The sequence below is a fragment of the Nocardiopsis aegyptia genome, assembly GCF_013410755.1.
GTDB classification, from domain to species: Bacteria; Actinomycetota; Actinomycetes; order Streptosporangiales; family Streptosporangiaceae; genus Nocardiopsis; species Nocardiopsis aegyptia.
The window spans coordinates 6,449,639-6,475,532 of sequence record NZ_JACCFS010000001.1 but is presented as its reverse complement, the minus strand read 5'-3'; the positions used below and the strand labels follow the sequence as shown (position 1 = coordinate 6,475,532).

At 73.6% G+C, this 25,894-nt stretch carries 23 protein-coding genes and 1 pseudogene; 8 read left to right on the top strand and 16 right to left on the bottom strand.

Going from position 1 to position 25,894, the window contains the following annotated elements; all coding sequences use genetic code 11:
- The first annotated feature begins 32 nt into the window (after nucleotides 1-32).
- Complete coding sequence (locus HNR10_RS28765; RefSeq protein WP_179828961.1) at nucleotides 33-1,316, top strand: isochorismate synthase; 1,284 nt, start codon at nucleotides 33-35, stop codon at nucleotides 1,314-1,316.
- 51 nt (nucleotides 1,317-1,367) lie between these two features.
- Nucleotides 1,368-1,817 (top strand): GNAT family N-acetyltransferase, encoded by a 450-nt coding sequence (locus HNR10_RS28760; RefSeq protein WP_179828960.1) that lies wholly within the window; start codon nucleotides 1,368-1,370, stop codon nucleotides 1,815-1,817.
- Nucleotides 1,818-2,056: 239 nt separating this feature from the next.
- Here HNR10_RS28760 and HNR10_RS28755 read toward each other — a convergent pair whose 3' ends face one another.
- The 4 genes from HNR10_RS28755 to HNR10_RS28740 form a co-directional block, all read right to left on the bottom strand.
- Nucleotides 2,057-4,078: a PhoX family protein gene (locus HNR10_RS28755; RefSeq protein ID WP_179830022.1), complete on the bottom strand. Its 2,022-nt coding sequence runs from the start codon at nucleotides 4,076-4,078 to the stop codon at nucleotides 2,057-2,059.
- 373 nt (nucleotides 4,079-4,451) lie between these two features.
- Nucleotides 4,452-5,300 (bottom strand): ABC transporter ATP-binding protein, encoded by an 849-nt coding sequence (locus HNR10_RS28750; RefSeq protein WP_179828959.1) that lies wholly within the window; start codon nucleotides 5,298-5,300, stop codon nucleotides 4,452-4,454.
- Nucleotides 5,297-6,403, bottom strand: coding sequence for a FecCD family ABC transporter permease (locus HNR10_RS28745; protein WP_179828958.1), 1,107 nt, complete (start codon nucleotides 6,401-6,403; stop codon nucleotides 5,297-5,299). Before HNR10_RS28745 ends, HNR10_RS28750 begins: the two co-directional genes overlap by 4 nt.
- Nucleotides 6,400-7,494, bottom strand: coding sequence for a FecCD family ABC transporter permease (locus HNR10_RS28740; RefSeq protein WP_376769782.1), 1,095 nt, complete (start codon nucleotides 7,492-7,494; stop codon nucleotides 6,400-6,402). The genes HNR10_RS28745 and HNR10_RS28740 overlap by 4 nt, the downstream gene beginning before the upstream one ends.
- Nucleotides 7,495-7,650: 156 nt before the next feature.
- Between HNR10_RS28740 and HNR10_RS28735 the strand changes: the two genes are divergently transcribed.
- On the top strand, nucleotides 7,651-8,673 hold the full coding sequence (locus HNR10_RS28735; protein WP_179828956.1) for an ABC transporter substrate-binding protein: 1,023 nt from the start codon (nucleotides 7,651-7,653) through the stop codon (nucleotides 8,671-8,673).
- Between the two features lie 91 nt (nucleotides 8,674-8,764).
- On the opposite strand, the gene HNR10_RS28730 is transcribed toward HNR10_RS28735, so the two are convergent.
- The gene (locus tag HNR10_RS28730; protein WP_179828954.1) at nucleotides 8,765-9,613 is read right to left on the bottom strand and encodes a helix-turn-helix transcriptional regulator; all 849 of its coding nucleotides are present in this window, start codon (nucleotides 9,611-9,613) and stop codon (nucleotides 8,765-8,767) included.
- A gap of 137 nt (nucleotides 9,614-9,750) precedes the next feature.
- Here HNR10_RS28730 and HNR10_RS28725 point away from each other — a divergent pair, with 137 nt between their 5' ends.
- Entirely contained in the window at nucleotides 9,751-10,530 is a 780-nt protein-coding gene (locus HNR10_RS28725; RefSeq protein ID WP_179828952.1) for an NAD(P)H-dependent oxidoreductase, read from the top strand.
- Nucleotides 10,531-10,642: 112 nt separating this feature from the next.
- On the opposite strand, the gene HNR10_RS28720 is transcribed toward HNR10_RS28725, so the two are convergent.
- From HNR10_RS28720 to menB, 7 genes are all read right to left on the bottom strand, one after another.
- Nucleotides 10,643-11,101: a hypothetical protein gene (locus tag HNR10_RS28720; protein WP_179828950.1), complete on the bottom strand. Its 459-nt coding sequence runs from the start codon at nucleotides 11,099-11,101 to the stop codon at nucleotides 10,643-10,645.
- 253 nt (nucleotides 11,102-11,354) lie between these two features.
- Nucleotides 11,355-12,551, bottom strand: a complete 1,197-nt coding sequence (locus HNR10_RS28715) for a glycerate kinase (protein ID WP_179828948.1) — start codon at nucleotides 12,549-12,551, stop codon at nucleotides 11,355-11,357.
- Nucleotides 12,552-12,621: 70 nt separating this feature from the next.
- Nucleotides 12,622-13,719 (bottom strand): CdaR family transcriptional regulator, encoded by a 1,098-nt coding sequence (locus HNR10_RS28710; protein WP_179828947.1) that lies wholly within the window; start codon nucleotides 13,717-13,719, stop codon nucleotides 12,622-12,624.
- A gap of 76 nt (nucleotides 13,720-13,795) precedes the next feature.
- Nucleotides 13,796-14,623 carry a cupin domain-containing protein gene (locus HNR10_RS28705; RefSeq protein WP_179828946.1) on the bottom strand — a complete coding sequence of 276 codons (828 nt, stop codon included), beginning with the start codon at nucleotides 14,621-14,623 and terminating at the stop codon, nucleotides 13,796-13,798.
- A gap of 108 nt (nucleotides 14,624-14,731) precedes the next feature.
- Nucleotides 14,732-16,507 (bottom strand): 2-succinyl-5-enolpyruvyl-6-hydroxy-3-cyclohexene-1-carboxylic-acid synthase, encoded by a 1,776-nt coding sequence (gene menD / locus HNR10_RS28700; protein ID WP_179828945.1) that lies wholly within the window; start codon nucleotides 16,505-16,507, stop codon nucleotides 14,732-14,734.
- 332 nt (nucleotides 16,508-16,839) lie between these two features.
- Nucleotides 16,840-17,823, bottom strand: a complete 984-nt coding sequence (locus HNR10_RS28695; protein ID WP_179828944.1) for an o-succinylbenzoate synthase — start codon at nucleotides 17,821-17,823, stop codon at nucleotides 16,840-16,842.
- Nucleotides 17,820-18,659, bottom strand: coding sequence for a 1,4-dihydroxy-2-naphthoyl-CoA synthase (menB, locus tag HNR10_RS28690; RefSeq protein ID WP_179828943.1), 840 nt, complete (start codon nucleotides 18,657-18,659; stop codon nucleotides 17,820-17,822). Before menB ends, HNR10_RS28695 begins: the two co-directional genes overlap by 4 nt.
- A 182-nt stretch (nucleotides 18,660-18,841) precedes the next feature.
- Here menB and HNR10_RS28685 point away from each other — a divergent pair, with 182 nt between their 5' ends.
- A complete protein-coding gene (locus HNR10_RS28685) occupies nucleotides 18,842-20,092 on the top strand; it encodes an AMP-binding protein (protein ID WP_179830020.1) in 1,251 nt (416 codons plus the stop codon).
- Between the two features lie 615 nt (nucleotides 20,093-20,707).
- Entirely contained in the window at nucleotides 20,708-22,114 is a 1,407-nt protein-coding gene (locus tag HNR10_RS28680; protein WP_179828941.1) for a sigma-70 family RNA polymerase sigma factor, read from the top strand.
- A gap of 69 nt (nucleotides 22,115-22,183) precedes the next feature.
- Here HNR10_RS28680 and HNR10_RS28675 read toward each other — a convergent pair.
- A pseudogene (locus HNR10_RS28675) lies at nucleotides 22,184-22,540 on the bottom strand (IS30 family transposase); the annotation flags it as partial.
- A 338-nt stretch (nucleotides 22,541-22,878) separates the two neighbouring features.
- Here HNR10_RS28675 and HNR10_RS28670 point away from each other — a divergent pair.
- On the top strand, nucleotides 22,879-23,235 hold the full coding sequence (locus HNR10_RS28670; protein WP_179828936.1) for a hypothetical protein: 357 nt from the start codon (nucleotides 22,879-22,881) through the stop codon (nucleotides 23,233-23,235).
- A 12-nt stretch (nucleotides 23,236-23,247) separates the two neighbouring features.
- Here HNR10_RS28670 and HNR10_RS28665 read toward each other — a convergent pair whose 3' ends face one another.
- On the bottom strand, nucleotides 23,248-23,607 hold the full coding sequence (locus HNR10_RS28665; protein ID WP_179828934.1) for a hypothetical protein: 360 nt from the start codon (nucleotides 23,605-23,607) through the stop codon (nucleotides 23,248-23,250).
- A 95-nt stretch (nucleotides 23,608-23,702) separates the two neighbouring features.
- Complete coding sequence (locus tag HNR10_RS28660; RefSeq protein WP_179828932.1) at nucleotides 23,703-24,665, bottom strand: zinc-binding dehydrogenase; 963 nt, start codon at nucleotides 24,663-24,665, stop codon at nucleotides 23,703-23,705.
- 91 nt (nucleotides 24,666-24,756) lie between these two features.
- Between HNR10_RS28660 and HNR10_RS28655 the strand changes: the two genes are divergently transcribed.
- Nucleotides 24,757-25,386 carry a TetR/AcrR family transcriptional regulator gene (locus HNR10_RS28655; RefSeq protein WP_218898118.1) on the top strand — a complete coding sequence of 210 codons (630 nt, stop codon included), beginning with the start codon at nucleotides 24,757-24,759 and terminating at the stop codon, nucleotides 25,384-25,386.
- Between the two features lie 51 nt (nucleotides 25,387-25,437).
- Here the strand turns inward: HNR10_RS28655 and HNR10_RS28650 are convergent, their stop codons facing one another.
- Nucleotides 25,438-25,800 carry a GntR family transcriptional regulator gene (locus HNR10_RS28650; RefSeq protein ID WP_179828930.1) on the bottom strand — a complete coding sequence of 121 codons (363 nt, stop codon included), beginning with the start codon at nucleotides 25,798-25,800 and terminating at the stop codon, nucleotides 25,438-25,440.
- Nucleotides 25,801-25,894 lie beyond the last annotated feature (94 nt).

The following is a 25,894-nucleotide window of genomic DNA, read 5'->3' as shown; positions in this document are numbered from 1 at the left end:
CCCGGTCGAGCGACGTTCTAGACTCGGTTGCCGTGAACGCCGACCTCAGCCCGCCCGCACTGTACGTCCGTACCGTCGCCCTGCGCTCCGACACCGACAGCCTGGTCCGCCACCTGCCCGCCGGGGCGCCCCTGGCCTGGCTGACCGGCGAGGACGGCCTCGTGGCCTGGGGCCGGGCGGCGCGGCTGGACCTGCCGGGCCGGCCGGACGCCGAAGACCCCACCGACACCTCCCGCTTCACCGACGCGGCGCGCTGGACCGAGGCGCTGGCCGCCAAGGCCGCGGTCGAGGACGAGGTCGGCCTGCCGGGGACGGGCCTGGTCACCTTCGGCACCTTCACCTTCACCCCCTCCTCCGACGGCTCCGCGCTCGTGGTGCCCCGGGTCCTCGTCGGCCGGCGCGAGGGGCGCACCTGGCTGACCACCGTGACCGACGCACCGGGCGTCCACCCGCCGGAGCTGATGTACCCCACCCCCGAGCCCCGCCCGATCGGCCCGCTGGCCTGGAGCGAGGGCTCCCTGGGCCGCGAGGAGTGGAAGTCGGTGGTGGCCGACACCGTCGACCGCATCCGCACCAGCGACATGGACAAGGCGGTCCTGGCCCGCGACGCCGTCGCCGAGGCCGACTCCGCCATCGACGTGCGCACGCTGCTGGAACGGCTGCGCCGGCGCTTCCCCAGCTGCTTCACCTTCTCCGTGGACGGCATGGTGGGCGCCACCCCCGAACTGCTGCTGCGCCTGGAGGGCGACCGGTTCACCTCACTCGTCCTGGCCGGAACCCGCCCGCGCGGGGAGGACCCGGCCTCCGACGGCCGGCTGGCCGAGGACCTGATGTCCTCCGCCAAGGACGTGGAGGAGCACGGACTGGCCGTGGACTCGCTGCGCACGGCCCTGGCGCCGCTGAGCGAGGAGCTGTCCGTCCCCGCCTGGCCGCACCTGCTGCAGCTGGCCAACGTCCAGCACCTGGCCACCCGCGCCCACGCGCGCCTGTCCCCCGGTGTGTCGGCGCTGGACGCGGTGGCGGCCCTGCACCCCACGGCGGCGGTCGGCGGAACACCCACGGCGGCGGCGATGCGGCTCATCGCCGAGGTGGAGGGCATGGACCGGGTCGGCTACGCCGGGCCGGTGGGCTGGCTCGACGGCGCGGGCAACGCCGAGTGGGGCATCGCGCTGCGCTCGGCGCGCGTGGAGGGCGCACGGGCCCGCCTCTTCGCCGGATGCGGCATCGTGGCCGGGTCCGTACCGGAGTCGGAGGCGGCCGAGACCGAGTCGAAGTTCCGGGTCATGCGCGAGGCGCTCACCGATCCGGCCGGCTGAGCGCGCACTTCCTGTCACGCGACCGAAATCCGGCGCCGCTAGCCTCACGCCATGCGCATCGAACACGTCCGCTGGGACGACCCCGACGCCGAGGCCCTGCGCGCCCTGCAACGCGCCGAGATCGCCGAGCGCTACGGCACCCCCGACTCCGAACCCGGCACCGCGCCCTCGGCCGGGGACATCGACCTGTTCGTCGTGGCCCGCGACGGCGACGGCACCGCGGTGGGCTGCGGCGGCCTGCGCCGACTGGACAAGGACACCGGCGAGGTCAAGCGCATGTACGTGCGCTCCGAACGGCGCGGCTCGGGCGCCGCGCCCCTGATCCTGGCGGCGCTGGAGGACTGGGCGCGCGAGCGGGGGTGGAAGGCGCTGCGCCTGGAGACCGGCGACCGCCAGCCCGACGCGGTGCGCTTCTACACCCGGTCCGGCTACGCGCCGATCCCCTCCTTCGGCGCCTACGCCGACGAGCCCTCGTCACTGTGCTTCGAGCGCGTCCTGTGACCGCCGCCCTCCCTGGAGGGCTCGTGTGCGGGCACACTCAGGTCGGCGCGGGGCCGTGTACGGGCCGGCGCGGGCACACGAGAGGGCCGGCTCCGGGCGTGTGACCCTCACGCCCGGGGCCGGCCCGGAGGCGGGCCCGGTGGAAGCCGCCGGGGCCAGGAGCGGCAGGGCGATGATCCACCGGACACGCACGGTGCGTCCCGTGCCCCGCACGGGACGCACCGGCTCGGGTCGGGCGCCTACTGGCCGACGTCGCGGCCGGCCTTGTGCCAGATGCAGGCCACGGACGGGCGCGGGAAGTCACCGTCGGGCCAGGTGCTGGTGGGCGACTCGAAGGTGCCGTCGTCGCCCGGGTGCTGCGGGGCGATGAAGACGGTCTTGTTGTCCTCGGTGATGAAGGGGCCGCAGGCCTCGGCGCGGTGCGGCACCGTGGCGAAGGTCTTCAGTTCACCGCGGAAGCGGCCCTCGACCGGCATGACGTGCAGGGCGTCGGCCGTGTCCAGCGAGCCGGGCTGGCCGTCGGTGGAGATCCACAGGTTGCCGTGCTTGTCGAAGGCCAGGTTGTCCGGCGCCGAGATCGGCATGACCTTGGACTTGTCGAAACCCGCGTAGTAGGTGTCGTCGTTCTCCGGGTCGCCGCACACCAGCGGCACGTTCCAGCCGAACGTGGTGGCCGCGTTGTCCTCGCCGTCCTCGACGATCTCCAGGATGTGGCCGTAGCGGTTGGGGCCGCGCGGGTTGGGCTCGTCGGCCTGGCCGGGCTCGCGGGCGGAGTTGTTGGTCAGGGCGCAGTACACCTTGCCGGTGACCGGGCTGGGCTCGAAGTCCTCGGGGCGGTCCATCTTGGTGGCGCCCGCGGCGTCGGCGGCCAGACGGGTGTACACCAGCACCTCGGCGACACTGAAGCCGTCCACGAAGCTCTCGGTGGCGTTGCACAGGGCGATCCACTCGCCGGTGCCGTCGAACTCGCCGTCGGAGGGCAGGGCGCCGGAGCCGTCGATCTCCTCGGCGGGGCTGTTGCCGGAGAGCTTGGCGACGTAGAGCGTGCCCGAGTCGAGCAGGGTCATGTTGTGCCGGCGCGAACCCTCGACGTACTGCCCGTCGCTGACGAACTTGTACATGTAGTCGAAGCGCTCGTCGTCGCCCAGGTAGACCACGACCCGGTCGTCGGCGGCCAGGATGGTGTTGGCGGCCTCGTGCTTGAAGCGTCCCAGCATGGTGCGCTTGACCGGCGCGGACTCGGGGTCGAGGGGGTCGATCTCGACGACGTAGCCGAAGCGGTTGGCCTCGTTGGGGTGCTTGGACAGGTCGAAGCGCTCCTCGACCCGGTCCCAGCGGCGGCTGGAGGCGCCGGTGCCGAGCCCGTACCGGTTGGTCTCGGCGGTGCCGGGCGCGTTGCCGAAGTACTGGTTGAAGTTCTCCTCGGCGCTGAGGAAGGTGCCCCAGGGCGTCATCCCGCCGGAGCAGTTGTTGAGCATGCCCAGGACCTCGGTACCCGTGGGGTCGGCCTCGGTCTTGAGCAGGTCGTGCCCGGCGGCGGGACCGGAGAGGACGAAGGGGGTGGAGGTGTGGATGCGCCGGTTGAAGGCGCGCTCGCCCTCGGAGAGCTTCCACTGCCCGCTGCGCCCGACCCGCTCGATCTCCACCAGGGAGCCGCCGTGCGCGGCCATGGTGACGCGGATCTGCTCGGGGTCGGCGTCGGCGCCCCCGGTGTACCCGGCGAACATGATGCGCTCGTTGGTGTACTCGTGGTTCACCCACAGCAGGCCGTGGTCGTCGTCGAGCAGGTGGAAGCCGACGTAGTCGCAGTTGTAGCCGAACTGCTGGGCCTGGGCCTCGGCGGTCAGGTTGTCGATGTCGAACTCGGGGGCGCCGGGCAGGACGGGGTCGCCCCAGCGGACGATGACGTGCTGCTCGTAGCCGCGGGGGACGGTGAGCGCGTCGTCGTTGTTGGGCAGCACGTTGCGGAAGGTGAGGCGGGGCGCGGGGTGGGGGCGGTTCGGTCCGCGGTCGGCCATGGCCGGGGAGAGGGCCGACAGTCCGAGCGCGCCCGCTCCGGCGGTCACCGCACCGGTGCGGAGTGCGGCACGGCGGGAGAGCGCCTTCTGGAAGATGTCACCGAAGTAGGCGTTGCCGCTGGTGTTGGGAGCCGGGTGGAAACAGGCGTCGCCGCAGCGGTAGTGGCAGGTCGCGCGGGATCGGCCACCACCGACCTGGCCGAGGAGCGGCAGGAGGCGACGTTGGGGCGCGGATTCGGGCACGCGGTACTCCTTGGGGATCGTGACTGCTCCCACGCGCCCACCGGGTACGGGTGGCCGGGTCAGGGCGTGCGGGTGATCGGCCGGTAGAGGGTTCCACCAGCCGATCCTGACCTTGGCCGAGGTTTCACACGCAGGGGTGAAACCAGGGTGAACGCACCGACAACTCCGACACATCCCTCACAAGGTGACACGTCATTGCCGCCTGAGCACTCACCGTCGCCCTTGATCGCGATGATGACGCGCCCGTGCCCCCGACGCCAGACCCCACGCCCGTATTCGCTCATCACCGTGCCCGCCGCGCCCGCCGGACGCCGTGCTGCCCCACCGTCGGGCTTCGGGCGCCGCGGGGCCGGCGCTGCCCGGCGGACGCCCGCTAGCGCCCGCTAGCGGTGCTGCGGCCCACAGGCACGACGAGGGGGCCGCCGGTGACCGGGTCGGGCACGACGACGGCGTCCAGGTCGAAGGCGGCGCGCAGCAGGTCGGGGGTGAGCACCTCCGCCGGGGGCCCGCCGGCCAGGACCTGTCCGTCGCGCATCGCGATCACGGTGTCGGCGTAGCGGGCGGCCAGGTTGAGGTCGTGCAGCACCATGACGATGGTGCGCCCGCCCTGCCGGTGCAGGTCCTGGACCAGGTCCAGAACGTCGACCTGGTGGACCAGGTCCAGGAACGTGGTGGGCTCGTCCAGCAGCAGCAGGTCGGTGCCCTGCGCCAGCACCATCGAGATCCACGCGCGCTGGCGCTGGCCGCCGGACAGCTCCTGGAGCGGGGCCTCGGCCAGCTCCAGCAGCCCGGTCTGTTCCAGGGCCCGCGCCACCGCCTCCTGGTCGTCGCCGGACCACTGCCGGTACCAGCGCTGGGCAGGGTGGCGGCCCCGGGCGACCAGGTCGGCGACGGTGAGCCCGTCGGGGGCGGTGGGCTGCTGCGGCAGGACCCCGAGGATCTGGGCGACCTCCCGGGTGGGGGCGCGGTGGATGTCGCGGCCGTCCAGCTCCACCAGGCCCGCGCGCGGGCGCATCAGCCGGCCCAGGGCGCGCAGCAGCGTGGACTTCCCGCACCCGTTCGGCCCGATGACGCACGTGATGGTGCCGTCCAGGATGTCGGCGTCCAGGTCCCGCACGACCGTGTGGTCGTCGTAGGCCAGGGTCAGCCCCCTGGCGGAGAGCCGGGCCGGCGCGCGGTCGGCCGCCGAGCCCGGGACGGCGCTGGTGGGTGAGGTGGTCAAGCCTGGGCCTTTCGGTTGCCGCGGACGAGCAGGTAGATCAGGTAGAGGGCGCCCAGACAGCCGGTGACCACCCCGACGGGCAGCTGGATGGTGCCCAACAGGTTGCGGGCCAGCAGGTCGGCGCCGCAGGTGAGGGCGGCGCCCACCAGGGCGGAGAGCAGCACCGGCGGCCGGGAGGCGCGGGCCAGCCGCAGCGCGATCTGAGGGCAGGCCAGGGACACGAACAGGATGGGCCCGGCGGCCGAGGTCCCGAAGGCCGCCAGCAGCACGGCCAGGACGAGCAGCCCGGTCCGGGCCCGCTCCAGCGGCAGGCCCAGCCCGCGCGCCACGTCGTCGCCGTAGGACAGCGCGTCCAGGGTGCGGGCGGCGACCAGGCAGGCGGGCAGCAGGACCGCCAGGGCCACGGCCACGGGCAGGGCGTTCTCCCACGTGCGTCCGGACAGGCTGCCCGCGATCCACACCATGGCGCGGCCGGTGTCGGTGACCTCGCCGAGCGTGAGCAGCCACAGGGTGACGTTCATCAGGACCGCGGACAGGCCCACGCCCACCAGCAGCAGCCGGTAGCCGTCGATGCCGCCGCGCCAGGCCAGGAGGTAGCAGAGCACGCCCGAGGCCAGGCCGCCCGCCAGGGCCACGGCGGGGACCCCGAGCGCGGCCAGGGGGCCGCTGATGATCCCGTAGCTGCCCGCGGACGCCATGACCGCCACCACGGCCGCGCTCGCCCCGTGGGTGACGCCGAGCAGGTCGGGGCTGGCCAGCGGGTTGCGCATGATGGTCTGGGTGATGGCCCCGGCGGCGGCCAGCGCCGCTCCGGTGAGCAGCCCCACCACCACGCGCGGCATGCGTACGCGCCAGAACGTGAAGTAGTGCTCGTAGTCGGTGCCGATGAAGTGCGCCCAGACCTGCCCGGTCGAGAGCGGTGTCCGCCCGACCATGAGGTTGAACCCCACGAGCGCGGCCGTGACCAGGGCCACGACCGCGGCGGCCACGACCGGCCGGGTCCGCCAGGGCAGCGCCACGGGGCCCAGGCGCAGCCCCCGGTACCGGCGCCGCAGCCGGGCCCGCGCGCGCTCGCGTTCGTCGGTGGTGAGCGTGGCGGTCATAGGGAGAGCAGCCTCCGGCGGCGGACGACGTAGATGAAGAACGGGGCACCGAGCAGGGCCAGGACCACGCCGACCTGGAGCTCACCGGGCGGGGCGAGGAAACGGCCGAGCACGTCGGCGCCCAGCAGGAGGATCGCGCCCATGAGCGCGGAGTAGGGCAGCAGCCACCGGTGGTCGGAACCCACCACGCCGCGGGCCACGTGCGGCACCACGAGCCCGACGAAGGCGATCGGCCCGCACGCGGCCACGGTGGCGCCGGTGAGCAGGGTGATGGCGGCCAGGCCCACCACGCGGGCCACGCCGACGCGGTGCCCGAGCGCGCGGGCGGTGTCCTCGCCCAGGGCCAGGGCGTTGAGCGCGCCCGCGTTGGCCAGGGCCAGCAGTGTGCCCGCGGCGACGAAGGGCAGCATCTGGACGATGACCTCGGGGTCGCGCCCGACCAGGGACCCGACCCGCCAGAACCGGAAGTTGTCCATGGTGGCCTGGTCGAGCAGCACGAGCCCCGAGACCAGCGAGTAGCACAGCCAGCTGACGGCGGTCCCGGCCAGCGCCAGGGTGATGGGTGTGGGGCCCCGTCCCGGGACGGACCCGATGGCGTAGACGACCACGGCGGCCGCCCCGGCTCCGGCGAAGGCGAGCAGGGCCTGGGTCCGCAGGTCGGTGATGCCGGCCAGCGCGATCCCCAGCACGACCACCAGCGCGGCGCCGAAGGTGACGCCGAGGATGCTGGGGTCGCCGAGCGGGTTGCGGGTGTGGCCCTGCATGAGCGCACCGCCCAGACCGAGGCTGATCCCGGCGAGCAGGCCCAACGCGGTGCGGGGCAGTCGGATGTCGTGGACGATGATGTCGGCCTCGGCGCCGGCGGTCGCGGTGAGCGCCAGCCACACCGTGTCGGGGGTCAGGGCGCGTGCGCCCACCAGGACGCTGGCCAGGGCGGTCAGGACCAGCACGAGCGCGAGCGCGGCCAGACCGGCCAGCCGGCGGGCACGGCGGGCGCCGATGACACCGGTGCGGTCGGCGGCGCCGCCGGTACCGGAGCGGCCGGAGGGGGCCGACACGGGGCTCGGGGGCGGCCCGCTGGTGTCGTGCACCGAGGTCTCCCATCATGACGAAGGCCAGGACAACCCGGGTTAGGTTTGCCTAGCCACACTTGGATGATCTAAGTTTGCCACGTCTTGACCAGGAACAACACATCCGGGTCATGTCCCCCCGCTTTCCCGGATCGTCCCCTACCGATGGAGTACCCGATGAACGCCTGGACCCCGCTACGCCGCGTCGGCCTTCCCACCGTCGCGACCGCGGCGACCGTCGTCCTGCTCACCGCCTGCGGGGCGGCCGGCCCGGCGGAGGACACCGCCGCCACCGACGGCGAGGCCACCGGGAACTACCCGCTGACGGTCGAACACCGGATGGGCGAGACCGAGATCCCGACCGCGCCCCAGCGCGTGCTGCCGCTGGACTCCGCCTACGTGGACTCCACCCTGGCCCTGGGCGGCAACGTCGTCGGCTACACCACCTTCGCCGAGGACGTCACCTCGCTGCCGGACTACCTCCTGGACAGCGAGTGGAACACCGGCACCGCCGACGAGGCCGAGCCGGTGGGCCTGCTGTGGGACCTGGACCCGGAACTGGTCGCCGGCACCGAGCCCGACCTCATCCTGTCCGCCGAGGTCCGCCACGGCGACGACCACGACCAGTTCTCCGAGATCGCTCCCACGGTCATGTCCGAGACCACCGGCGCGACCTGGAAGGAGAACCTGGAGCTGACCGCCCGGGCCCTCGACGCCCAGGAGCAGGCCGACACCCTGCTGGCCGAGTACGAGGAGCGCGCCGCCGCCATCGGAGCGCAGGTCATCGAGGCCAACGGCGGCGAGTCCCCGACCGTGTCGATCGTCCGCTTCGCCGGTGACGAGGAGGGCGTGCGCCTGTACACGCCGCGCTCCTACATCGGCGTGATCCTGGAGGACATGGGCCTGGAGCCCGCCCCGGGCGTGGACACCGAGTCCGAGGACATCGTCACCTACCACAGCCAGGAGCGCCTGCTCGACCTGGACGCCGACCGGATCTTCGTGGCCACCTACGACGACGGCGGCACCACCGGGGTGGAGGAGGACAAGGCCGAGTACCAGTCGAGCCCGCTGTGGGGCGAGCTGGAGGGCGAGATCACCGAGGTCGACGACGAGTACTGGATCTCCGGTGTGGGCCTGATCGCCGCCCACCGGACCCTGGACGACATGGCCGAGATCTTCGGCGTCGACGCCCAGCGCTGACCCGGCGCGCCGACCCGACCGCCTTCGGAGCCCGGTGCCGCCCACGGCACCGGTCCGGGCCCCGCTCTCCTCCCCCGGCTCCCCCGGTGGCCTACTCCCGGGGACCGACGTCCACCGCCGGGGGCGCCCCCTCGCTGTCCGCGCCCAGGCCCGCGAGCAGGCGCAGCCCGTCCTCGGCCGGGCCGCCGGGGGACGCGGACAGCACGATCAGCTCCATGCCCGACTCGTCGGGCAGCGCGAAGTTCTCCTGGTGCAGCTCCAGCAGCCCGACCAGCGGGTGCTGGTAGGCCTTGCGCCCGTGGGCGCGGGCACGCACGTCCGCACGGGCCCACAGGCGGCAGAAGCGCTCGCTGCGCATCGACAGCTCACCGATGAGCGAGGCCAGGCGGGGGTCGTCGGGATACCGTCCGGCGGCCAGGCGCAGGTGCCCGACCACGTCCAGCGTGCAGGACTCCCAGTCCGCGTAGAGGCCGCGCTCGGGCTCGTCCAGGAACAGGTGCCGGGCGGTGTTCAGCCCCGGCACCGGCCGGCCGTAGAGCAGTCCCGCGAGGCGGTTACCGGCGAGCACGTCCAGACGGTGGTTCATGATCAGCGCGGGCGCGTCGGCCACCAGGTCCAGGACCCGCAGCAGCTCCGGCCGGACCCGCCCGCCCGGCGCCTTCGCCCGGCGCCGGCGCTGGCGGGCGAGCCGGTGCAGGTGACCGCGCTCGGTCCCGTCCAGGCCGAGGACGCGGGCGAGCGCGTCCAGGACCTGCTCCGAGGGCTGGGTCGCGCGGCCCTGCTCCAGGCGCACGTAGTAGTCGACGCTGACCCCCGACAGGTGCGCGACCTCCTCCCGGCGCAGCCCCTCGACCCGGCGGCGGCTGTCGACGGGAATGCCGACGGCCGCCGGATCGACCCGGGAGCGCCGGGTCCGCAGGAAGCCCGCGAGATCGTCCATGCCCCCAGTATGGCCGCGCCCGCGCCCGCGAGGGTGGCCCTGGCGATACCAGGAAGTCCCGTCCGACGGACACCGCGCCCCTGAACGCCGGCCGCCGCGGCGGCCAGGATCGAAGCAGTCGATCCCAAGGAGTTCCCGTGAAGACGCTCATCGTCCACGCCCACCCGGAGCCGGAGTCGCTCAACAGCGCGCTGAAGGACCTCGCGGTGTCCACGTTGGAGAACGCCGGGCACCAGGTGCGGGTGAGCGACCTGTACGCGATGGGCTGGAAGGCGGTCGCCGACGCCGCCGACTACGGCCCCGCCGCCTCGCACCCGCTCAGGCTCGCCCAGGACTCGGGCCGGGCCTTCGACGCCGGCACGCTCACCCCCGACGTCCGCGCCGAGCAGGAGAAGCTGCTGTGGGCCGACACCCTCATCCTGCAGTTCCCGCTGTGGTGGTACACGATGCCCGCGATCCTCAAGGGCTGGGTGGACCGCGTGTTCACCTACCACTTCGCCTACGGGGTCGGCGAGCACAGCGACACCCGGTACGGCGACCGCTTCGGCGAGGGCACCCTCGCCGGCCGGCGGGCCCTGCTCTCGGTCACCGCCGGCGGCCCCGAGTCGCACTACGCCGCCCGCGGGATCAACGGCCCCATGGACGACCTGCTCTTCCCGATCCACCACGGCGTCCTCTACCACCCGGGCATGGACGTGCTGCCGCCGTTCGTGCTCTACAGCACCGACCGGATGACGGCCGAGGACTACCCCGACGTCGCCAAGGCCTGGGAGCAGCGCCTGCTCACCCTGGACACGACCGAGCCGATCCCGTTCCGGCCGCAGAACGCCGGTGACTACGAGATCCCCTCACTCCACCTGAAGGAGGGGCTGGAGCCCGCCGGCCGCACGGGCTTCGGCCTCCACGTGCGCGGCTAGCCGCCGATACGGGCCGACCTCGGGGCATCGTCGGAGGTCGTCACGGAACCGGCTCTGGTCCACCGCTCCCGTTGTCGGCCGGTGGGTCGGTCGCCGAGGCGGCGGTGTGGGTTCATGCGGGGTCGGTGGTGGGCGCTCGGCGGGGGGAGGCGGTGCCCCCGGTCGGAGAGCGGTATCCGGCAACGCTGCCAGGGCGGTTGTTCCACCAGGTGAGGAGGTCTTCGAGGTAGAACTTGGCCCGCGTGTGCGGGGGAAGACGGTCAGGGCGGTATCCCTCGATGGTGTCGGGCAGGGCGTCGGGGGTCTTGCGTTTGTACTGGGAGACGGTGCTGCGGTTGACACCGATGAGGGTGGCGAAGCGGCCGAGGGTGACTTCGGCTCGGGGGTCGTGGCCGGGCAGGTCGACGGGCTCGGGGTGTTGGTAGCGGATGAGGGTGCGGGTGGATTCCGGGCGCGGAAAGTTCTCGGCCTGGTAGGGGAGTTGGCGTAGGGCGTAGCTTTCGCTGAGGCCGTGTTGTCGGGCCCATTGGGCGAGGGTGACCAGATGGGTGGGTTCGTCGGGTGAGCGCATCGGGTTGTCCGTGGGTAGGCTGGCAGGGTCTCTTGCTCGCTGTTGCGAGTGCGGGGATTTCGCGGGACGGCCCGGGGTGCCGCCCCGTTTTCGGGGCCCCTCAAGGGGACTCGGGCCGTCCTCTTCGTTTCTTCCAGCGCTACTCATCGTCTTACCTCATCCTGGCGGTCCAGTGCCGTGGCATTGTCGGCCGGATACGTTCGCGGCCCCGCCAGGCGGACCCCGCCCCACTCCCCCTCCCGGGAAGCGGTGCCTAGCCGCGGGAGCCGACCGGGCCGTGCGCGAGGAGGCGGCAGCTCGTGAACGCCGCCCAGGTGATCCCGGGCAGGACCTCCTCGCGCATCCGCTCCAGGGTCGCCGGCCCGCGGGCGATCGACACGGCCGCGGTGATCCCCGCGGCCGCCAGCTCCTCCCGCGGGACCGAGACGCTGCCGGCGATGACCACGACGGGCCGGTCGGCGGGCGTGAGCCGGCGCACGGCGTCGACCACCTTGCCCGCCATCGACTGGCCGTCGAAGGACCCCTCACCGGTCAGGACCAGGTCGGCCCGGGAGAGCAGCTCCTCGGCGCCCAGCACGTCGGCGACCATCCGCGAGCCGGGCACCAGCTCGGCGCCCAGCAGCGCCGCCAGCGGCGCGGGCAGCCCTCCGGCGGCTCCCGCCCCCGACATCTCGCGCACGTCGGTCCCGCCCGCCCGCACGAGCACGTCGGCCAGGCGGCCCAGCCCGGCGTCGAGCACGCGCACGTCCTCCGGTGTGGCGCCCTTCTGCGGTCCGAAGACGGCCGCCGCGCCCCGCTCGCCGACCAGGGGGTTGGTGACGTCGCAGGCGATCCGCCAGCGCACCGAACGGGCGCGCTCGTCGAGGCCGGACAGGTCCAGGCGGTCCAGGTCGGACAGGCTCCCGCCGCCGTCGGGCAGTTCGGAGCCGTCGCGGTCCAGGAGCCGCGCCCCCAGGGCCGCGAGCAGACCGGTGCCGCCGTCGGTGGTGGCCGATCCGCCGATGCACAGCAGGATCTCCTCCACGCCCGCGTCGAGCAGCGCCCCCACCAGCGGGCCCACGCCCCGGGTGCTCGCGGTCAGCGGCCGCAGTGGCACGTCGTTGACCAGGGGCAGCCCGTTGGCCTCCGCGGCCTCGATGACGCCGGTCCGGCCGTCGGGGGAGAGCCCGTAGCGGGCGCGCACGGGCCGGCCGAGCGCGTCGGTGGTCTCCACGGTGCGCGCGTCGCTCCCCCAGGCGCCCAGCAGTGCGTCGAGGGTGCCCTCGCCGCCGTCGGCGAACGGCAGGACGTCGATGTCGGCCTTCATGCCCAGGCCGGTGAAGGCCTCCTCGGCCCCCTGGGCCATCGCGGCCGCCACCTCCACGGCGTGGGCGCTGCCCTTGAAGGAGTCCGGGACGACGGCGACGCGGACACGGGGTGCGTCGTCGGTGGTGTGCGGTGCGTGCGACATGCAGCCGATCCTAGACATCCGAGCCGTGCGTTTCGACGGTGATCCGCCCAGGTTTCCTGGGGATTCCCGCTCACTCCCTGTGCGAACCGCCCAGTGCGTCGCGTGCGTACATCGCCATCTGCAGCGTGGTCAGGTGGTCGGGGCGGCGCGGGTCGAACCCGGTCACCGCCCGGATGCGCTCCACCCGCTGGAGCAGGGTGTTGCGGTGGACGTAGAGCGCGTCGGCCGCCGCCTGCAGGGAGGTCGTGGAGGCCACGGCGAGGACGGTGCGGCGCTGCGCCCCGTTCAGCAGGACGACGTGCCCCGCCAGGTGGGCGAGGCTGCGCGCGGGCAGGTGGGCGACGGCAACGGCGATCGCCCGCGACCACGGGCCGGGGTCGGCCAGGGCGGGGATCAGGCCGGCGTACCGGCACAGCGCCCGCGACTCCTCCGCGTGGGCGAGCAGCACGTCGACGTCGCCAGTGGGCTCGGTCCGGGTGTGGCGGCCGTCCTCGGGCAGGCCCAGCGCGCCGGGCGCCGGCACCGCACCGGTCCCCACCGTCCACAGGGCGCCGTGCAGGACGGCCGCCCGGTGCCCGGCGTCGGCGTTGATCCGCGCCACGGCCGTCTCGGACGGCTCCGGCGGGGCCGCGGAGCCGTCCGGGCGCGGCTCCGCGGCCGTCCACAGGGCCAGCGACCAGGGCGGAGCCAGTCCGGCGGCGGCCAGCCTGGCCCGGGCGGCCCCGGGTTCGGCGGTGCCCGAGCCCAGAGCCGCGATCAGGTCGCGGGCCTCGGTGTGGCGCCGGGTGACCGCGTCCTGGTCGCGGCTCTGGGCGACCAGCAGCTGCACGGTCAGCGCCACGACCCGGGCCAGCGGCGCGACCTCGTGGGGGTCTCCCGTGACGCCGACGACCCCGCACAGCTCGCCGTCGACGACCAGGGGTTCGTTGGCGCCGGGCCGGTCGGAGCTCTCCCGCCCGTGGGTGGTCACCAGCACGCCGCGCCCCTCGGCGATCACCCGCTGGGCGCCCCGGTGCAGGGTGCCGATCCGCGCGGGGTCCAGGCAGGCGATGATGGTGCCGTGCTCGTCCATCACGTTGATGTTGTGGCTGATCGTCGGGGCGATGAGGTCGACCACGCGCTGGGCGATCTCACCGCTCAGCGGGGCCCGACGCGGGTGTTCGGCCATGGGGCCCAGGATAGGCCCGTGCGCCCGCGGCGCCCGCCGACGTGCCGGTCCGGCTGTCACGGCGGGGGTACGCCGTTCACAGCCTCCTGGGGAAGCGCAGCGTACCGCCCTCGTCGGCCACCTCCACGTCGGCGAAGTCGAACGCCGGGGAGGTCACGCACGTGGACAGGTTCTCCTCGCCGGTCAGCAGACGTGAGGTCTGCCAGGTGTTCGACGGCACCAGCACCTGCAGGTTCTGGCCGGCCTCGATGTGCGGCCCCAGGGTGAGGCGCTGCTCGACCTCCGGCTCGGGCCCCGTGCCCCCGAGCTCGATGAGCACCGGGCCGCCGCGGTCGAAGGACCACAACTGGGCCGAGCGCAGCCGGTGCCACCGGCACCGGTCGCCCCGGTTGAGCAGGAACTGCAGACCCGAGGCCGTCTCGCGCGGACCGTCGTAGCCCTCCGGGTGCACGGTCACCCCGCTGCGCCAGGTGACCTTGAACCATCCGCCCTCCGGGTGCGGGAACAGGTCCAGCGCCTCGGCCGTGGGGCCGCGCTGGTCGACCGCGGTGAACACCCCCGGCGGTTCGCGGCGCAGGTAGCGCACACCCACCACGGCCTCACGCGGAATCGGACCGTAGATGTGCGGGAAGAGCACCGACTCGTCCACGCCCTCCAGCACACCCTGCCCCGCCGCGGGCGCCGCCGGTTCCCAGCGCACCTCCCGGCCCAGCCGCACCGTGTCCACCACCAGCACGCAGTAGGGCTCGGTCGCCCTGCTGTAGAGCGAGTTGGCCACCGCCAGCACCGTGTGCTCGTTGGGCGAGGCGTGCACGAACCCGTCGGTGTGCAGACTGTCGGGCTCCAGGTCACCGGTACCGGTCCGCCAACGAGCCAGCTCCGTCATGTGCAGCACGTAGTTCACGACCGCTCACCTCACCGCGTGTGCACCACGGGACGCAGCGACCACGCCGGTCCCCTTGGCCACGTCCTTCCCGCGAGCGGGGCACCGCAACCCGCGAGGTGGGCGGGCTCACAGCACGCCGTCGACCGCCTCGTCCACCGCGGCCTGCACACGGCGGCGCAGCACGGCGCTGTCGGTACGCGTGGTCTGCACCTCGATCACCCGCAGTCCCTCCCCCAACAGGGCCTTGGGCAGGTCCGTGGCCCATTCCAGACGCGTGTAGGGCAGGTCCGCGACCGCCGCCACCCGCTCCATCGACACCCCGTGCGGTGTACCGAAGACCCGCTCGAAGTCGGGGTGGCCCGCCTGCTCCAGCCCGGAGAAGATCCCGCCGCCGTCGTTGTTGACCACGACCACGGCCAGGTCGGGGCGCGGCTCGCCCGGCCCGATCACCAGCCCGTTCTGGTCGTGCAGCATCGCCAGGTCGCCCAGCAGGGCGTAGGCCTGCCCGCCCGCCCCGTCGGCCTGGTGCGCCAGCGCGGCACCGATGGCCGTGGAGACCGTGCCGTCGATCCCGCTCACCCCGCGGTTGCCCACCAGGCGCACACCGCACCGCGCGCGCATGGCCGCGTCCAGGTCGCGGATGGGCATGCTGGAACCGGCGAACAGCAGCGACCCGGCCGCCAGGTGCGAGGCCAGGTCGCGCGCCAGCCGCATCTCGCTCAGCGCCTCGTCGGCGTCCAGGACCGTGTCCACGGCGGTGCGCGCCGCGGCCTCCGCACGCCACCACGAACGCGACCAGTCCGTTCTCGCCGAGGGAGGGTACTGCGCCGAAGGCGTCCGCTGAGGATGGTGGTCGGCGACGGGTGGGGCCAGCTCCAGGCCCTCGGGGGCGGCCACCGCCGCCACCACGTCGGTGGCCGTGCGGGCGGGGTCGGAGAAGGCGTTGGCCAGCGCGGCACAGGGGTCGCCGATCGCCCCCGCGGTCACCACCACGTGCCGTTCGGCGCGGCGCAGGTAGGCCAGGATCTGCCGGGACAGGTTGGGCCGCCCCACGCTCACGACCAGCTCCGGCGGCGGCCCCGCGGCGAAGCGCGGCGAGGCCAGCAGCTGCCGGTACGTGGAGATCGCTCCCACCCGGCGGGCGTTGGAGGTGGGTTCGGCCAGCAGCGGCCACCCGGTCAGCTCGGCCAGGGCCAGGAACGGCACCGGGTCGTAGTCGCCGTCGCCGCACACGATGACGCCGCGCTCGACGTCGGGCAGGCGGAACGGCGCGGGCTCCGCGCGCGGGCCGGGACGCCCGATCCACGGGCGGCCCCGCTCGCGGCCCTCCAACGGCTCCGTCCAGGACGGGGCGCCGGTCCCGGGCTCGTCGGGGGTGAGGGGATCGCGGAAGGCCACGTTCAGGTGCACCGGCCCGGGGCGCCCGCCCACGGCCGCCGCCCAGGCGCGACACGACAGCGAACGCCAGTACGCGACCATCCCCGGCGCCGGGTCGGGGGTGCCGACCTCGGCGAACATGCGCACCGCACTGCCGTACAGGCCGATCTGGTCCACCGTCTGGTTCGCGCCGGTCCCGCGCAGCTCGGGCGGCCGGTCGGCGGTCAGCACCAGCAGCGGCACGCCGCTCTCGCTCGCCTCCATCACCGCGGGATGGAAGTTCGCCGCGGCCGTACCGGACGTGCACACCACCGCCACCGGGCGCCGCGACACGCGGGCCAGGCCCAGCGCGAGGAACGACGCCGAGCGCTCGTCCACGCGCACGTGGACGCGCACCTCCGGGTGGGCGACCAGGGCCAGCGCGAGGGGCGTCGAGCGCGACCCCGGCGAGACCACGGCCTCGGACAGCCCGCAGCGGGCCAGTTCGTCGACGAGGACCCGCGCCAGGGCGGTAGACGGATTCATGTACACGCTTTCAGTCGTCGTGGTCTGCACCAAGTATCGCCGCGCGATGGCGGCCTCGCGCACGGGCCCCGCTCCGGCGGGGACGCACCCCGCCCGCGGCCCGCGACCGGCCGGTGGGCCGCGACCGCACGGCCCCGCCGCCGCCGAGCCGGCCGCGACAGCGGTATCGGCACGGCCAAGACCACTCCACGGACGTGCCACGGCCACCGCTCATACCAGTCAACCTGCTCACACGGCCGCTGGCGAGGACTCGCGCATGTCGGTCCGGGCACACCTCGGCGTGTCCCGTGCCTCCGTTTGAGAACCGGGTCAGCGGTTCGAGGGAGCGCAGGTCACCCCTGGCCGGAGCGCTCCCGCCCCGCGTCGCGGGCCTGTTCCGCCCGTTCCCGCCAGGGGGCGGCGTCGATCTCGACCTCGCGCAGCCGCTCCTCGTCCACCCCCACCGCGCGCACCGGCAGGAACCCGTCCGCGGGCAGCAGCGGCTCCGCGGTGACGTCGGCGGTGAGCATCTGCGCGGTCGCCAGGCCGCAGGCGTAGGGCAGTTCCGGCAGGGCCGCGGCCAGGGCCACACCCGCCGCCAGGCCCACGGAGGACTCCACGGCGCTGGAGACCACCACCGGCAGCCCGCAGGCCTCGGCCACCCGCAGAGCCGCGCGCACCCCGCCCAGCGGCTGCACCTTGAGCACCACGATGTCGGCGGCGCCGGCGGCACTGACCCGGAGCGGGTCCTCCGCCTTGCGGATCGACTCGTCGGCGGCCACCGGAACGTCGACGCGGCGCCGCACCAGCGCCAGGTCGTCCAGGCCCGCGCACGGCTGCTCGACGTACTCCAGGTCGAACCGGTCCAGTTCGCGCACCATCCGCACCGCGGTGTCGGCGTCCCAGCCGCCGTTGGCGTCCACGCGCACCCGGCCCGAGGGCCCCAGGGCGTGGCGGACGGCCTCCACCCGGGCGATGTCCTCGCCCGGGTCCTGGCCGCGCTCGGCCACCTTCACCTTGGCGGTCGCGCACCCCCCGGCGGCCACGATCCGCGCGGCCCGCTCCGGGCCGACCGCGGGCACGGTGACGTTGACCGGCACACGGTCGCGCACCGGCGCGGGCCAGCCCTGGTGGGCCGCCTCCCAGCAGGCCGCCCACCAGCGTGAGGACTCGCGCGGGCCGTACTCGGCGAAGGGCGAGAACTCACCCCACCCGGCCGGCCCGGGCACCAGCAGCCCCTCGCGGACGGTGATGCCGCGGAACCGGTTGCGCAGCCCCAGGGCGAAGGCGCGGGACCCGGCGGGCACCCCCGCCGGGTCGGTGGCCGGGGAGGTCACGGGCGACGCGGGAACTGGTCGAACTCCGGACGACGCTTCTCCTTGAAGGCGTCGCGCCCCTCCTGGGCCTCCTCGCTCATGTAGTAGAGCATCGTGGCGTCGCCGGCGAACTGCTGCATCCCGGCGGCGCCGTCGCTGACGGCGTTGATGGCGCCCTTGAGCATGCGCAGCGCCAGCGGCGACTTCTCCAGGAGCTCACGCGCCCACTGGACGGTCTCCCTCTCCAGGTCGGCCAGCGGCACGACCGTGTTGACCATGCCCATCTCCCGCGCCTCCTCGGCGCTGTACTGGCGGCACAGGTACCAGATCTCGCGGGCCTTCTTCAGCCCGACGGTCTCGGCCAGCAGCCAGGAGCCGTAGCCGCCGTCGAAGGAGCCGACCTTGGGGCCGGTCTGCCCGAACTTGGCGTTGTCGGCGGCGATGGTCAGGTCGCAGCAGACCTGGAGCACGTTGCCGCCGCCGATGGACCAGCCGGCGACCATGCAGATGACCGGCTTGGGCAGGCGGCGGATCTGCACCTGCAGGTCCAGGACGTTGAGGCGGCCGATGCCCTGCTTGGCGACGGCGTCGTCGCCGATGTAGCCGTCGTCGCCGCGGATCTTCTGGTCACCGCCCGAGCAGAACGCCTGGTCGCCGGCACCGGTGAAGATGATCACACCGACCTCGGAGTCGTCGCGGGCGATGTTGAACGCCTGCTGGAGCTCGAACAAGGTCTGTGGCCGGAAGGCGTTGTGCCGCTCCGGGCGGTTGATCGTGATCTTGGCGATGCCCTCCGCGGTCTCGTAGATGATGTCGGAATACTCGCCCGACCGCTGCCAGTCGATCACGCTGCTCACGGTTTCTGCTTCTCCTCACGAAGACACTTGGGGACGGCTCGGACCCGGCCCGCGGGTCGCGTCCGAGCGTCAACCCTACGCATTCTGCCAGGCGGGGTGGCCGCGCACGGCATACCCCCGGCCACGGCGGCCGAGCGCCCGCACGACCGGGCGGGCGTACCCTGTTGCCCGTGGCACGAGTGATGGCAGCAGACACGGCGCGGTCCCCAGAACAGGCACCCGGTTCCGGCCCGGGCCGCCCCCTCCAGGCGCTCGTGGGGCTGGCACCCGACGAGATCGGCCGCCACGTGGCGCGCGCCCTGGACGGCGAGGGGCCCGCGCTGCTCCCCGTCCCCGGCGGCACCCCCGAGGCCCGCGTGCGAGGCCTGCTCGCCGCGATGCGCCCGGACTCGGTGCGCACACCCGAGGGCGTGACGGCCCTGCCGGGCGGCGTGCCCGCGCGCGCCGACACCGCCCTGGTCATCACCACCTCCGGTTCCACCGGCCTGCCCAAGGGCGTGGAGCTGTCCGCGGCCGCCCTGCGCGCCTCTGCGCTGGCCTCGGTGAAACGCGTGGGCGCCGGGCCGGGCGAGCCGTGGCTGTGCGTGCTGCCCGCCGGGCACGTCTCCGGCCTGCAGGTGATCATCCGGGCGCTGGTCACCGGGACCGAGGCGGTGCACGCCGACTTCGACGCGCGGGGCGTGGCCGAACTGGCACGCGAACTGCGTCCGCACGTGTCCCTGGTCCCCACCCAGCTGCGGCGGCTGCTGGCCGTCGGCGCCGACCTCTCCGAGCTGGGCACGGTCCTGCTCGGCGGAGCCGCCGCCGAACCCGACCTGCTGGCACGGGCCCGCCGGGCCGGGGCACGGGTGGTGACCACGTACGGCATGAGCGAGACGTGCGGGGGCTGCGTCTACGACGGCCTCCCTCTGGACGGGGTGCGGGTACGGCTGGAGTCGGACTCGCCCGGGCAGCCGGGCCGGATCCTGGTGGCGGGCCCTGTCCTGCTGAGCGGCTACCGGATGCCGCCGGGCGTCGACGACCCCGGCGCGGTGGAGCGCGACGGCGACGGCGTCGCCTGGCTGCGCACCAACGACCTCGGGGCGTGGGAGGCCGACGGGCGCCTGTCGGTCCTGGGCCGGATGGACGACGTGGTCAACTCCGGCGGACACAAGGTGGTCCCGGGCCAGGTCAACGCGCTCCTCGCGCAACACCCGGCGGTCGCCGAGTCGGTGGTGGTGGGCCGCGCGGACCCGGAGTGGGGCGAGCGGGTCAGCGCCGTGGTCGTGCCGGCCGACCCGTCGCGGCCGCCGTCGCTGGAGGAGCTGCGCGCGTGGGTGCGCGAGCGGCTGCCCGCCTACGCCGCCCCGCGTGAGCTGGAGCTGCGCGCGCACCTGCCGCTGCTGGCCTCGGGCAAGCCGGACCTGGTGGCGCTGCGCACGCCCGTGGACTGAACCCACGGGGCACGCCCCTGGAAGAAACCGGCGGGGCGCGCCCGTGGACGGAACCGGCGGGCCGACGCGCCGCGATCCCGGACGCGGGGGCGGGCAGCACGCGAATCGGCGTTTACCGGTGCACTCCGTTCCCGTGGGACCCTGTCGACTACAGGCGTCGCGGTCACGTCCGCCGGTACGGCCGGAATCCCGTGTGAGCTGGGGGCATGCCGCCCCCGGCGGCGATGTCCGGACACGGCCGCCCCGAGCCGTGTCCGATAGGCGGGGAACTTCCGGAAGGTCCCCGACGTCTATTCGTGTATCCGGTCCTTCGGCCCCTCTTCACCAAGGAGGTCCGCAGTTGGCGACAGCCATCGGTCCACTCGCACCAGGCCCTGCGCCCTCCGCTGTGCCCGGTTCCCAGGACGCGCCGCGCACACGGCCGAGGAGGGAGCCCTTTACCCGCTCGACTCGGTGTCCGGCCACTTCCCACACCGTGATGTACGCCACTCTCTCCGATATCCAATCGAGACAGGGAACATTTGACCTGGCGACACGTTGGACATATTGGCGCGTCCAGTCGGCGGGAACCCTCCGCCACGTGCCACACGTCTTGGAAGGGAGGGAGGTGCCCCGATGACGAGCACTGCCCTGGCCGCTTCGGTACCCGAATCCACAGGGACCGCTCCGCACCCGGAGGGCACCGCGGACGGCGCTCTGTCCGACCTGCTCGAACGCGGGCGCTCCCAGGGACACCTGTCACTCTCCGAACTACGTACCGCTTTCTCCGCGGCCGGAGTCACCTCTGCTGACGGCCGCTCCATCCTGCGTGAACTCACCGAGAACGGGGTCCGACTCGCCAACGGGGGCGAGGACTCCGTGCTGGTGGCCGATCCTGACGCCGAGGACGACGTGCTGGAAAACACTCTCATCGCGACGGTGCCCGAGACCGACGAGGCACCCAAGACCGCGACCGGCAAGGTCGCGGCCCGCAAGGGCCCCTCCGCCTCCCGGAGGAAGACCCGCACCACGCGGCGCACCAAGAAGACCGAGACCACCACCCAGACCGGCACCGACCCGGAGACCGGTGAAGTCGACCTGGACGACCAGTCCCCCGCCATGGGCGACTCGGTCCACACCTACCTCAAGGCCATCGGGCGGCGGCAGCTGCTCACGGCCGAGCAGGAGGTCGACCTCGCCAAGCGCGTCGAGGCCGGACTCTACGCGGAGTACCGCCTGGGCCTGCACGGCGCCGTCGACGACTCCTTCGAGATGGCCGAGGCCGAGGTCGAGGAACTGGAGTGGGTGGCCGAGGACGGCCGCCTGGCCAAGTCCCACATGCTCGAGGCCAACCTGCGCCTGGTGGTGTCGGTCGCCAAGAAGTACAGCGACCGCGGCATGTCCCTGCTGGACGTGGTCCAGGAGGGCAACCTCGGCCTGATCCGCGCGGTGGAGAAGTTCGACTACTCCAAGGGCTTCAAGTTCTCGACCTACGCCATGTGGTGGATCCGCCAGGCCATCCAGCGCGGGTTCGCCGACTCCGCGCGCACCATCCGCCTTCCGGTGCACGTGCTGGAGCTGCTCAGCAAGGTGAGCCGTCTGGAGCGCGACATGCACCAGGCGCTGGGCCGCGAGCCCACCCCCGAGGAGCTGGGCCTGGAGCTGGACAAGACGCCGGCCCAGATCGAGGAGCTGCTGCGCGTCACCCGGCAGCCGATCAGCCTGGACTCCACCATCGGTGAGGACGGCGAGACCCGGATCGGCGACCTCATCGAGGACGTGGACGCCTCGGAGGCCTCCGAGGTGGTCGACCGCCAGCTCATGGCCGACCAGCTGCGCAACGCGCTCTCCGACCTGGAGCCGCGCGAGGCGACCATCATGTCCCTGCGCTTCGGCCTGATGGACGGCCGTCCGCGCACCCTCGACGAGATCGGCAAGCACCTGGGCCTGACCCGGGAGCGCATCCGCCAGCTGGAGAAGCAGTCGCTGTCCAAGCTGCGCCACCCCAGCCGCGCACAGCAGCTGCTGGACTTCGCGAGCTAGACGCGGCCGAGACGGTACGGGGCCGCCCCCTGGAGCGGCGAATTCTAAGGGTTGTTGCAACACCGATGATTAGCTGCTCGTTGGGAGGAGCTTAGCGAGGCGCTCGGCTGGGGTATCCCAGCCGAGCGTTTTGCGTGGGCGCCCGTTGAGCTGGACCGCCACCGCCTCCAGATGCCCGGCCGAGTGCACCGACAGGTCGGTGCCCTTGGGAAAGTACTGGCGCAGCAGCCCGTTGGTGTTCTCGTTCGAGCCCCGCTGCCAAGGGCTGGCCGGATCACAGAAGTAGACCGGGATGTCGGTGGCGGCCGTGAACTCGTGGTGGGCTGCCATCTCCGAGCCCTGGTCCCAGGTCACCGAGCGCACCAGATGCCGGGGCAGGGTCTGGACCGTCGCGGCCAGGGCATCGCGCACTTGCTCGGCGCTGCGCCCGTTGCGCCACTTCCTGCCGGTACGGGGGTCCACGCCCACGGTCCTGCAGGCTTCGGTGTTGCTGTAGCCCTGCTTCATGAGCTGCAAGTATGCCACTCGTTCAGCGGAGAGCTTCTTACGTCCCTGCGGTGTTCGGTTCTTGCGGATCTCGAAGTCCATCGCACCCCTTGGGCTGGGGTGTTGCAACCACCCCTAGAACCCAAGGATGGGGGGCGGCCCCGCCCTCGTGCGCCGAGCCGGCAGGGACCCGCACGTGTCAGGGAAAACCCGGAGTTCTCCCTGGTATCCGGTACGGGACCCTCCCCGCCCGCCCGGGGCGGTGCCATCATGGCGCCATGACCCCAACGCCCTCATCCCGCCGCACGGACGAGGTCGCAGCGGCTCTGCGAGCCGGCCGCGAACTCGGCCCGGAGTACGACGACGCCGTGGCGGCCTCGCTCGTCGAACGCATCGACGACACCATCGAGGAGCGCGTCCGGCACCACATCGCCCACGCCACCGCGCAGGCCTCGCCCGCCAAGGCGGGGATGCCCTCCAACACCGTGCGGTTCGTGCTGTCGCTGGTGTGCCTGGGGGTCAGCATCCCACTCACGGCGATCACCGCCTCCCTGGTCGGCGGCGGCGCGGTGCCGGTCGTGTGGGTCGGACTCGTCCTCTTCTACGTCATCTCCGTGGTGGGGCTGCGCCGGTAGGCGGGAAGCGCTCTAGAAGAACACGACCACCAGCAGCCACAGCAGGCCGAGCAGGATGAGCCCGAACACGGCGAGGACGACGACCGTCTGGGTGTTGCTGCGCCGCGGCCGGAACTCCCCGTCGCCGTGGTACCTCAACTCGTTGTGGTAGTGGCGGTGGTGGGCCCTGGCCCAGCGCTCCCGCGCCTGCTGCCGGTCCCGCGCGGGCCCCGGCCCGCCCGAGGCTCCCCCGGCCCCGCCCTTGGACCCGCCGCCGGGCCGCCCCTTGGCACCGCCGTTCCCCTTGGCACCACCGGTCCCCTTGGACCTGTCAGGCCTGCCCTTGGACCCGCCACCACCCGCCGACCGCCCCGCACCGGTTCCCTTGCCCATGGAACGCCTCCTTCGACCGTAGGGCGCCGCCAGGGGGACGGCGCCCTACGACACTAACGATCCGGACCCCGACGCGGACCCCCCGCCCACCCCGGCTACGGCAGCAGGACGATCCTGCCGAACACCTCACCGGCGGCCATCCTCCGATGCGCCAGGACCGCCCGGTCCAGAGGCAGCACCTCGTGGACCACACCGCGCAGCTCGCCCCGGACCGCGGCGGCGAACTGCTCGGCCCGCACGGCGCCCTGGTCGGCCCCGGGCACACTGTCGGCGCTGAAGCAGGCGAAGGTCAGCGACTTCTGGAACGCCGCGAACATCCCCATCCCGAAGTCCGGCGGCGGGAACCCGCCCACGACGCCGACGGTCACCATGCGGCCGTTCGGGGCGAGCCGGGCGAGGAAGGCCGGCATGTCCGGGCCGGCGACGATGTCGATGATGACGTCGAAGTCCTCGGGAGCGTCCTCGCCTCCCTTCCCCGCCCGGTCCAGCACGTGCGTCGCACCGAGCCCGCGCAGCCGGTCGCCGCGCTCGGACGAGGACGCCGTGACCGCCACCGCGCCCGCGCCGCCGCGAGCCGCGAGCTGGACGGCCGCGACACCGATACCGCCCGCCGCCCCGCGCACCAGCACCGACTCCCCGGCCGCGAACCGGGCGTGGGAGAGGGCGAAGTGGGCCACCGTCCCCGAGCCCCCGAGCGTCACCGCGTCGGCACCGGTCAGCTCCTCCGGGAGCGCGACGACCTCCCCCACCGACGCGACGGCGTATTCGGCATAGCCCCCGGCGCGGCCGGTGAACGCCCACACGCGCCGCCCGACCCACGAGGCGTCCACCCCCTCGCCGACCGCGGTGACCGCGCCCGCCACCTCGCTGCCCAGGACATGGCCCTCCTCGACGCCGTAACCGGTGAGCGCGCCGCTGAGGACCACCGCGTCGACGCCGCCGACGCCGACCGCATCGACGGCGACGAGCACCTGCCCGGCGGCCGGAACCGGAACGGGGACATCGACCACGGCCAGCCCCTCGGGGCCGCCGAAGTCTCGGATCGTGACTGCCTTCATGGTCATCTCCCTGCGAGATCGGGTCCGTCTCGCACGGACGCTAACGGACGCCCCCGTCCACATCGCTAAAGTGAGAGAGGTGACCGACCGTTTGCCTCACACACTGCGATCCGACGCCCGCGACAACCGCGAGCGCATCCTCCACGCCGCCCGCGCGCTGTTCGCCACCGAAGGCCTGGACGTGCCCATGCGGGAGGTCGCCCGGCGGGCCGGAGTCGGCCCCGCCACCCTCTACCGACGCTTCCCGACCAAGCAGGCACTGGTCACCGAGGCCTTCGCGGAGCAGATGCGCACCTGCCGCTCCGTCGCCGACGAGGGACTGGCGCACCCGGATCCGTGGCTCGGCTTCTGCTTCGTCATCGAGGAGGTCTGCGAACTGCACGCCCGCGACCGCGGCTTCACCGAAGCCTTCATGTCGGCCTTCCCCGACGCGATGGACTTCGCCGCCGACCGCGCCGGCGCCGTGCGGGCCATCGCCGAACTCGCCCGCCGCGCCAAGGACGCCGGGCGGCTGCGCCGCGACTTCGTCCTCGACGACCTGATCCTCATGCTCATGGCCCACAGGGGGATCCACGCGCCCTCGACGGCCGCCCGCGTCGCCGCCGCACGGCGCTTCGCCGCGTTCGTCGTCCAGGCGTTCAGCGCCTCCGCGGAACAGGCGCCGCTACCGCCGGTACCGCTGCTGGCACCGCCGGCGCGGGTGTTCGAGGGCCGGTCCTAGGACCGCACACGGCTGCACACCCCGGGCGCCGGGCGCCGGTCCGCGGCCGGTTCAGCTCCGCAGCGCGGCCCGCAGGATCTCGACGGCCTCGTCATGGTCGAGCCCCACGCGGGAGATCACCTCGGCGTAGGCGCGGGCGGCCTCCAGCGCCTCGGCCCGCTGGTCGTCACCGGTGGCGGCCACGAACGTGCCCGAACGGCCACGGGTCTCCACGACCCCGGCCTGCTCCAGTTCGCGGTAGGCCCGGGCCACGGTGTTCACCGCGACCGACAGCTCGCTCGCCAGCGCCCGGACCGTCGGCAACCGGTAGCCGACCGGCAGGTCGCCGTTGGCCGCCGCGATCGCCACGAGCGTCCTGATCTGCTCGTAGGGCGGTACCTTCGACGTCGGATCCACGCGGATGAAATCCGCCATCTCCTACTGCGCTCCCCACCAAGTGGTCCGCCCCCGCGGTCGCGGGCACGATCTTCGACCGGATGGACACCAACCTACCCCCCTCACGGGGCCC

What these genes read in the sequence shown, in the direction of transcription:
- HNR10_RS28730 (WP_179828954.1), bottom strand. Translation starts at nt 9,613, where the DNA reads ATGGACGATCTCGCGGGCTTCCTGCGGACCCGGCGCTCCCGGGTCGAT.
- HNR10_RS28715 (WP_179828948.1), bottom strand. Translation starts at nt 12,551, where the DNA reads ATGTCGCACGCACCGCACACCACCGACGACGCACCCCGTGTCCGCGTC.
- HNR10_RS28760 (WP_179828960.1), top strand. Translation starts at nt 1,368, where the DNA reads ATGCGCATCGAACACGTCCGCTGGGACGACCCCGACGCCGAGGCCCTG.
- HNR10_RS28660 (WP_179828932.1), bottom strand. Translation starts at nt 24,665, where the DNA reads ATGAAGGCAGTCACGATCCGAGACTTCGGCGGCCCCGAGGGGCTGGCC.
- HNR10_RS28735 (WP_179828956.1), top strand. Translation starts at nt 7,651, where the DNA reads ATGAACGCCTGGACCCCGCTACGCCGCGTCGGCCTTCCCACCGTCGCG.
- HNR10_RS28650 (WP_179828930.1), bottom strand. Translation starts at nt 25,800, where the DNA reads ATGGCGGATTTCATCCGCGTGGATCCGACGTCGAAGGTACCGCCCTAC.
- HNR10_RS28745 (WP_179828958.1), bottom strand. Translation starts at nt 6,403, where the DNA reads ATGACCGCCACGCTCACCACCGACGAACGCGAGCGCGCGCGGGCCCGG.
- menD (WP_179828945.1), bottom strand. Translation starts at nt 16,507, where the DNA reads ATGAATCCGTCTACCGCCCTGGCGCGGGTCCTCGTCGACGAACTGGCC.
- HNR10_RS28710 (WP_179828947.1), bottom strand. Translation starts at nt 13,719, where the DNA reads ATGGCCGAACACCCGCGTCGGGCCCCGCTGAGCGGTGAGATCGCCCAG.
- HNR10_RS28680 (WP_179828941.1), top strand. Translation starts at nt 20,708, where the DNA reads ATGACGAGCACTGCCCTGGCCGCTTCGGTACCCGAATCCACAGGGACC.
- HNR10_RS28685 (WP_179830020.1), top strand. Translation starts at nt 18,842, where the DNA reads ATGGCAGCAGACACGGCGCGGTCCCCAGAACAGGCACCCGGTTCCGGC.
- HNR10_RS28720 (WP_179828950.1), bottom strand. Translation starts at nt 11,101, where the DNA reads ATGCGCTCACCCGACGAACCCACCCATCTGGTCACCCTCGCCCAATGG.
- HNR10_RS28665 (WP_179828934.1), bottom strand. Translation starts at nt 23,607, where the DNA reads ATGGGCAAGGGAACCGGTGCGGGGCGGTCGGCGGGTGGTGGCGGGTCC.
- HNR10_RS28670 (WP_179828936.1), top strand. Translation starts at nt 22,879, where the DNA reads ATGACCCCAACGCCCTCATCCCGCCGCACGGACGAGGTCGCAGCGGCT.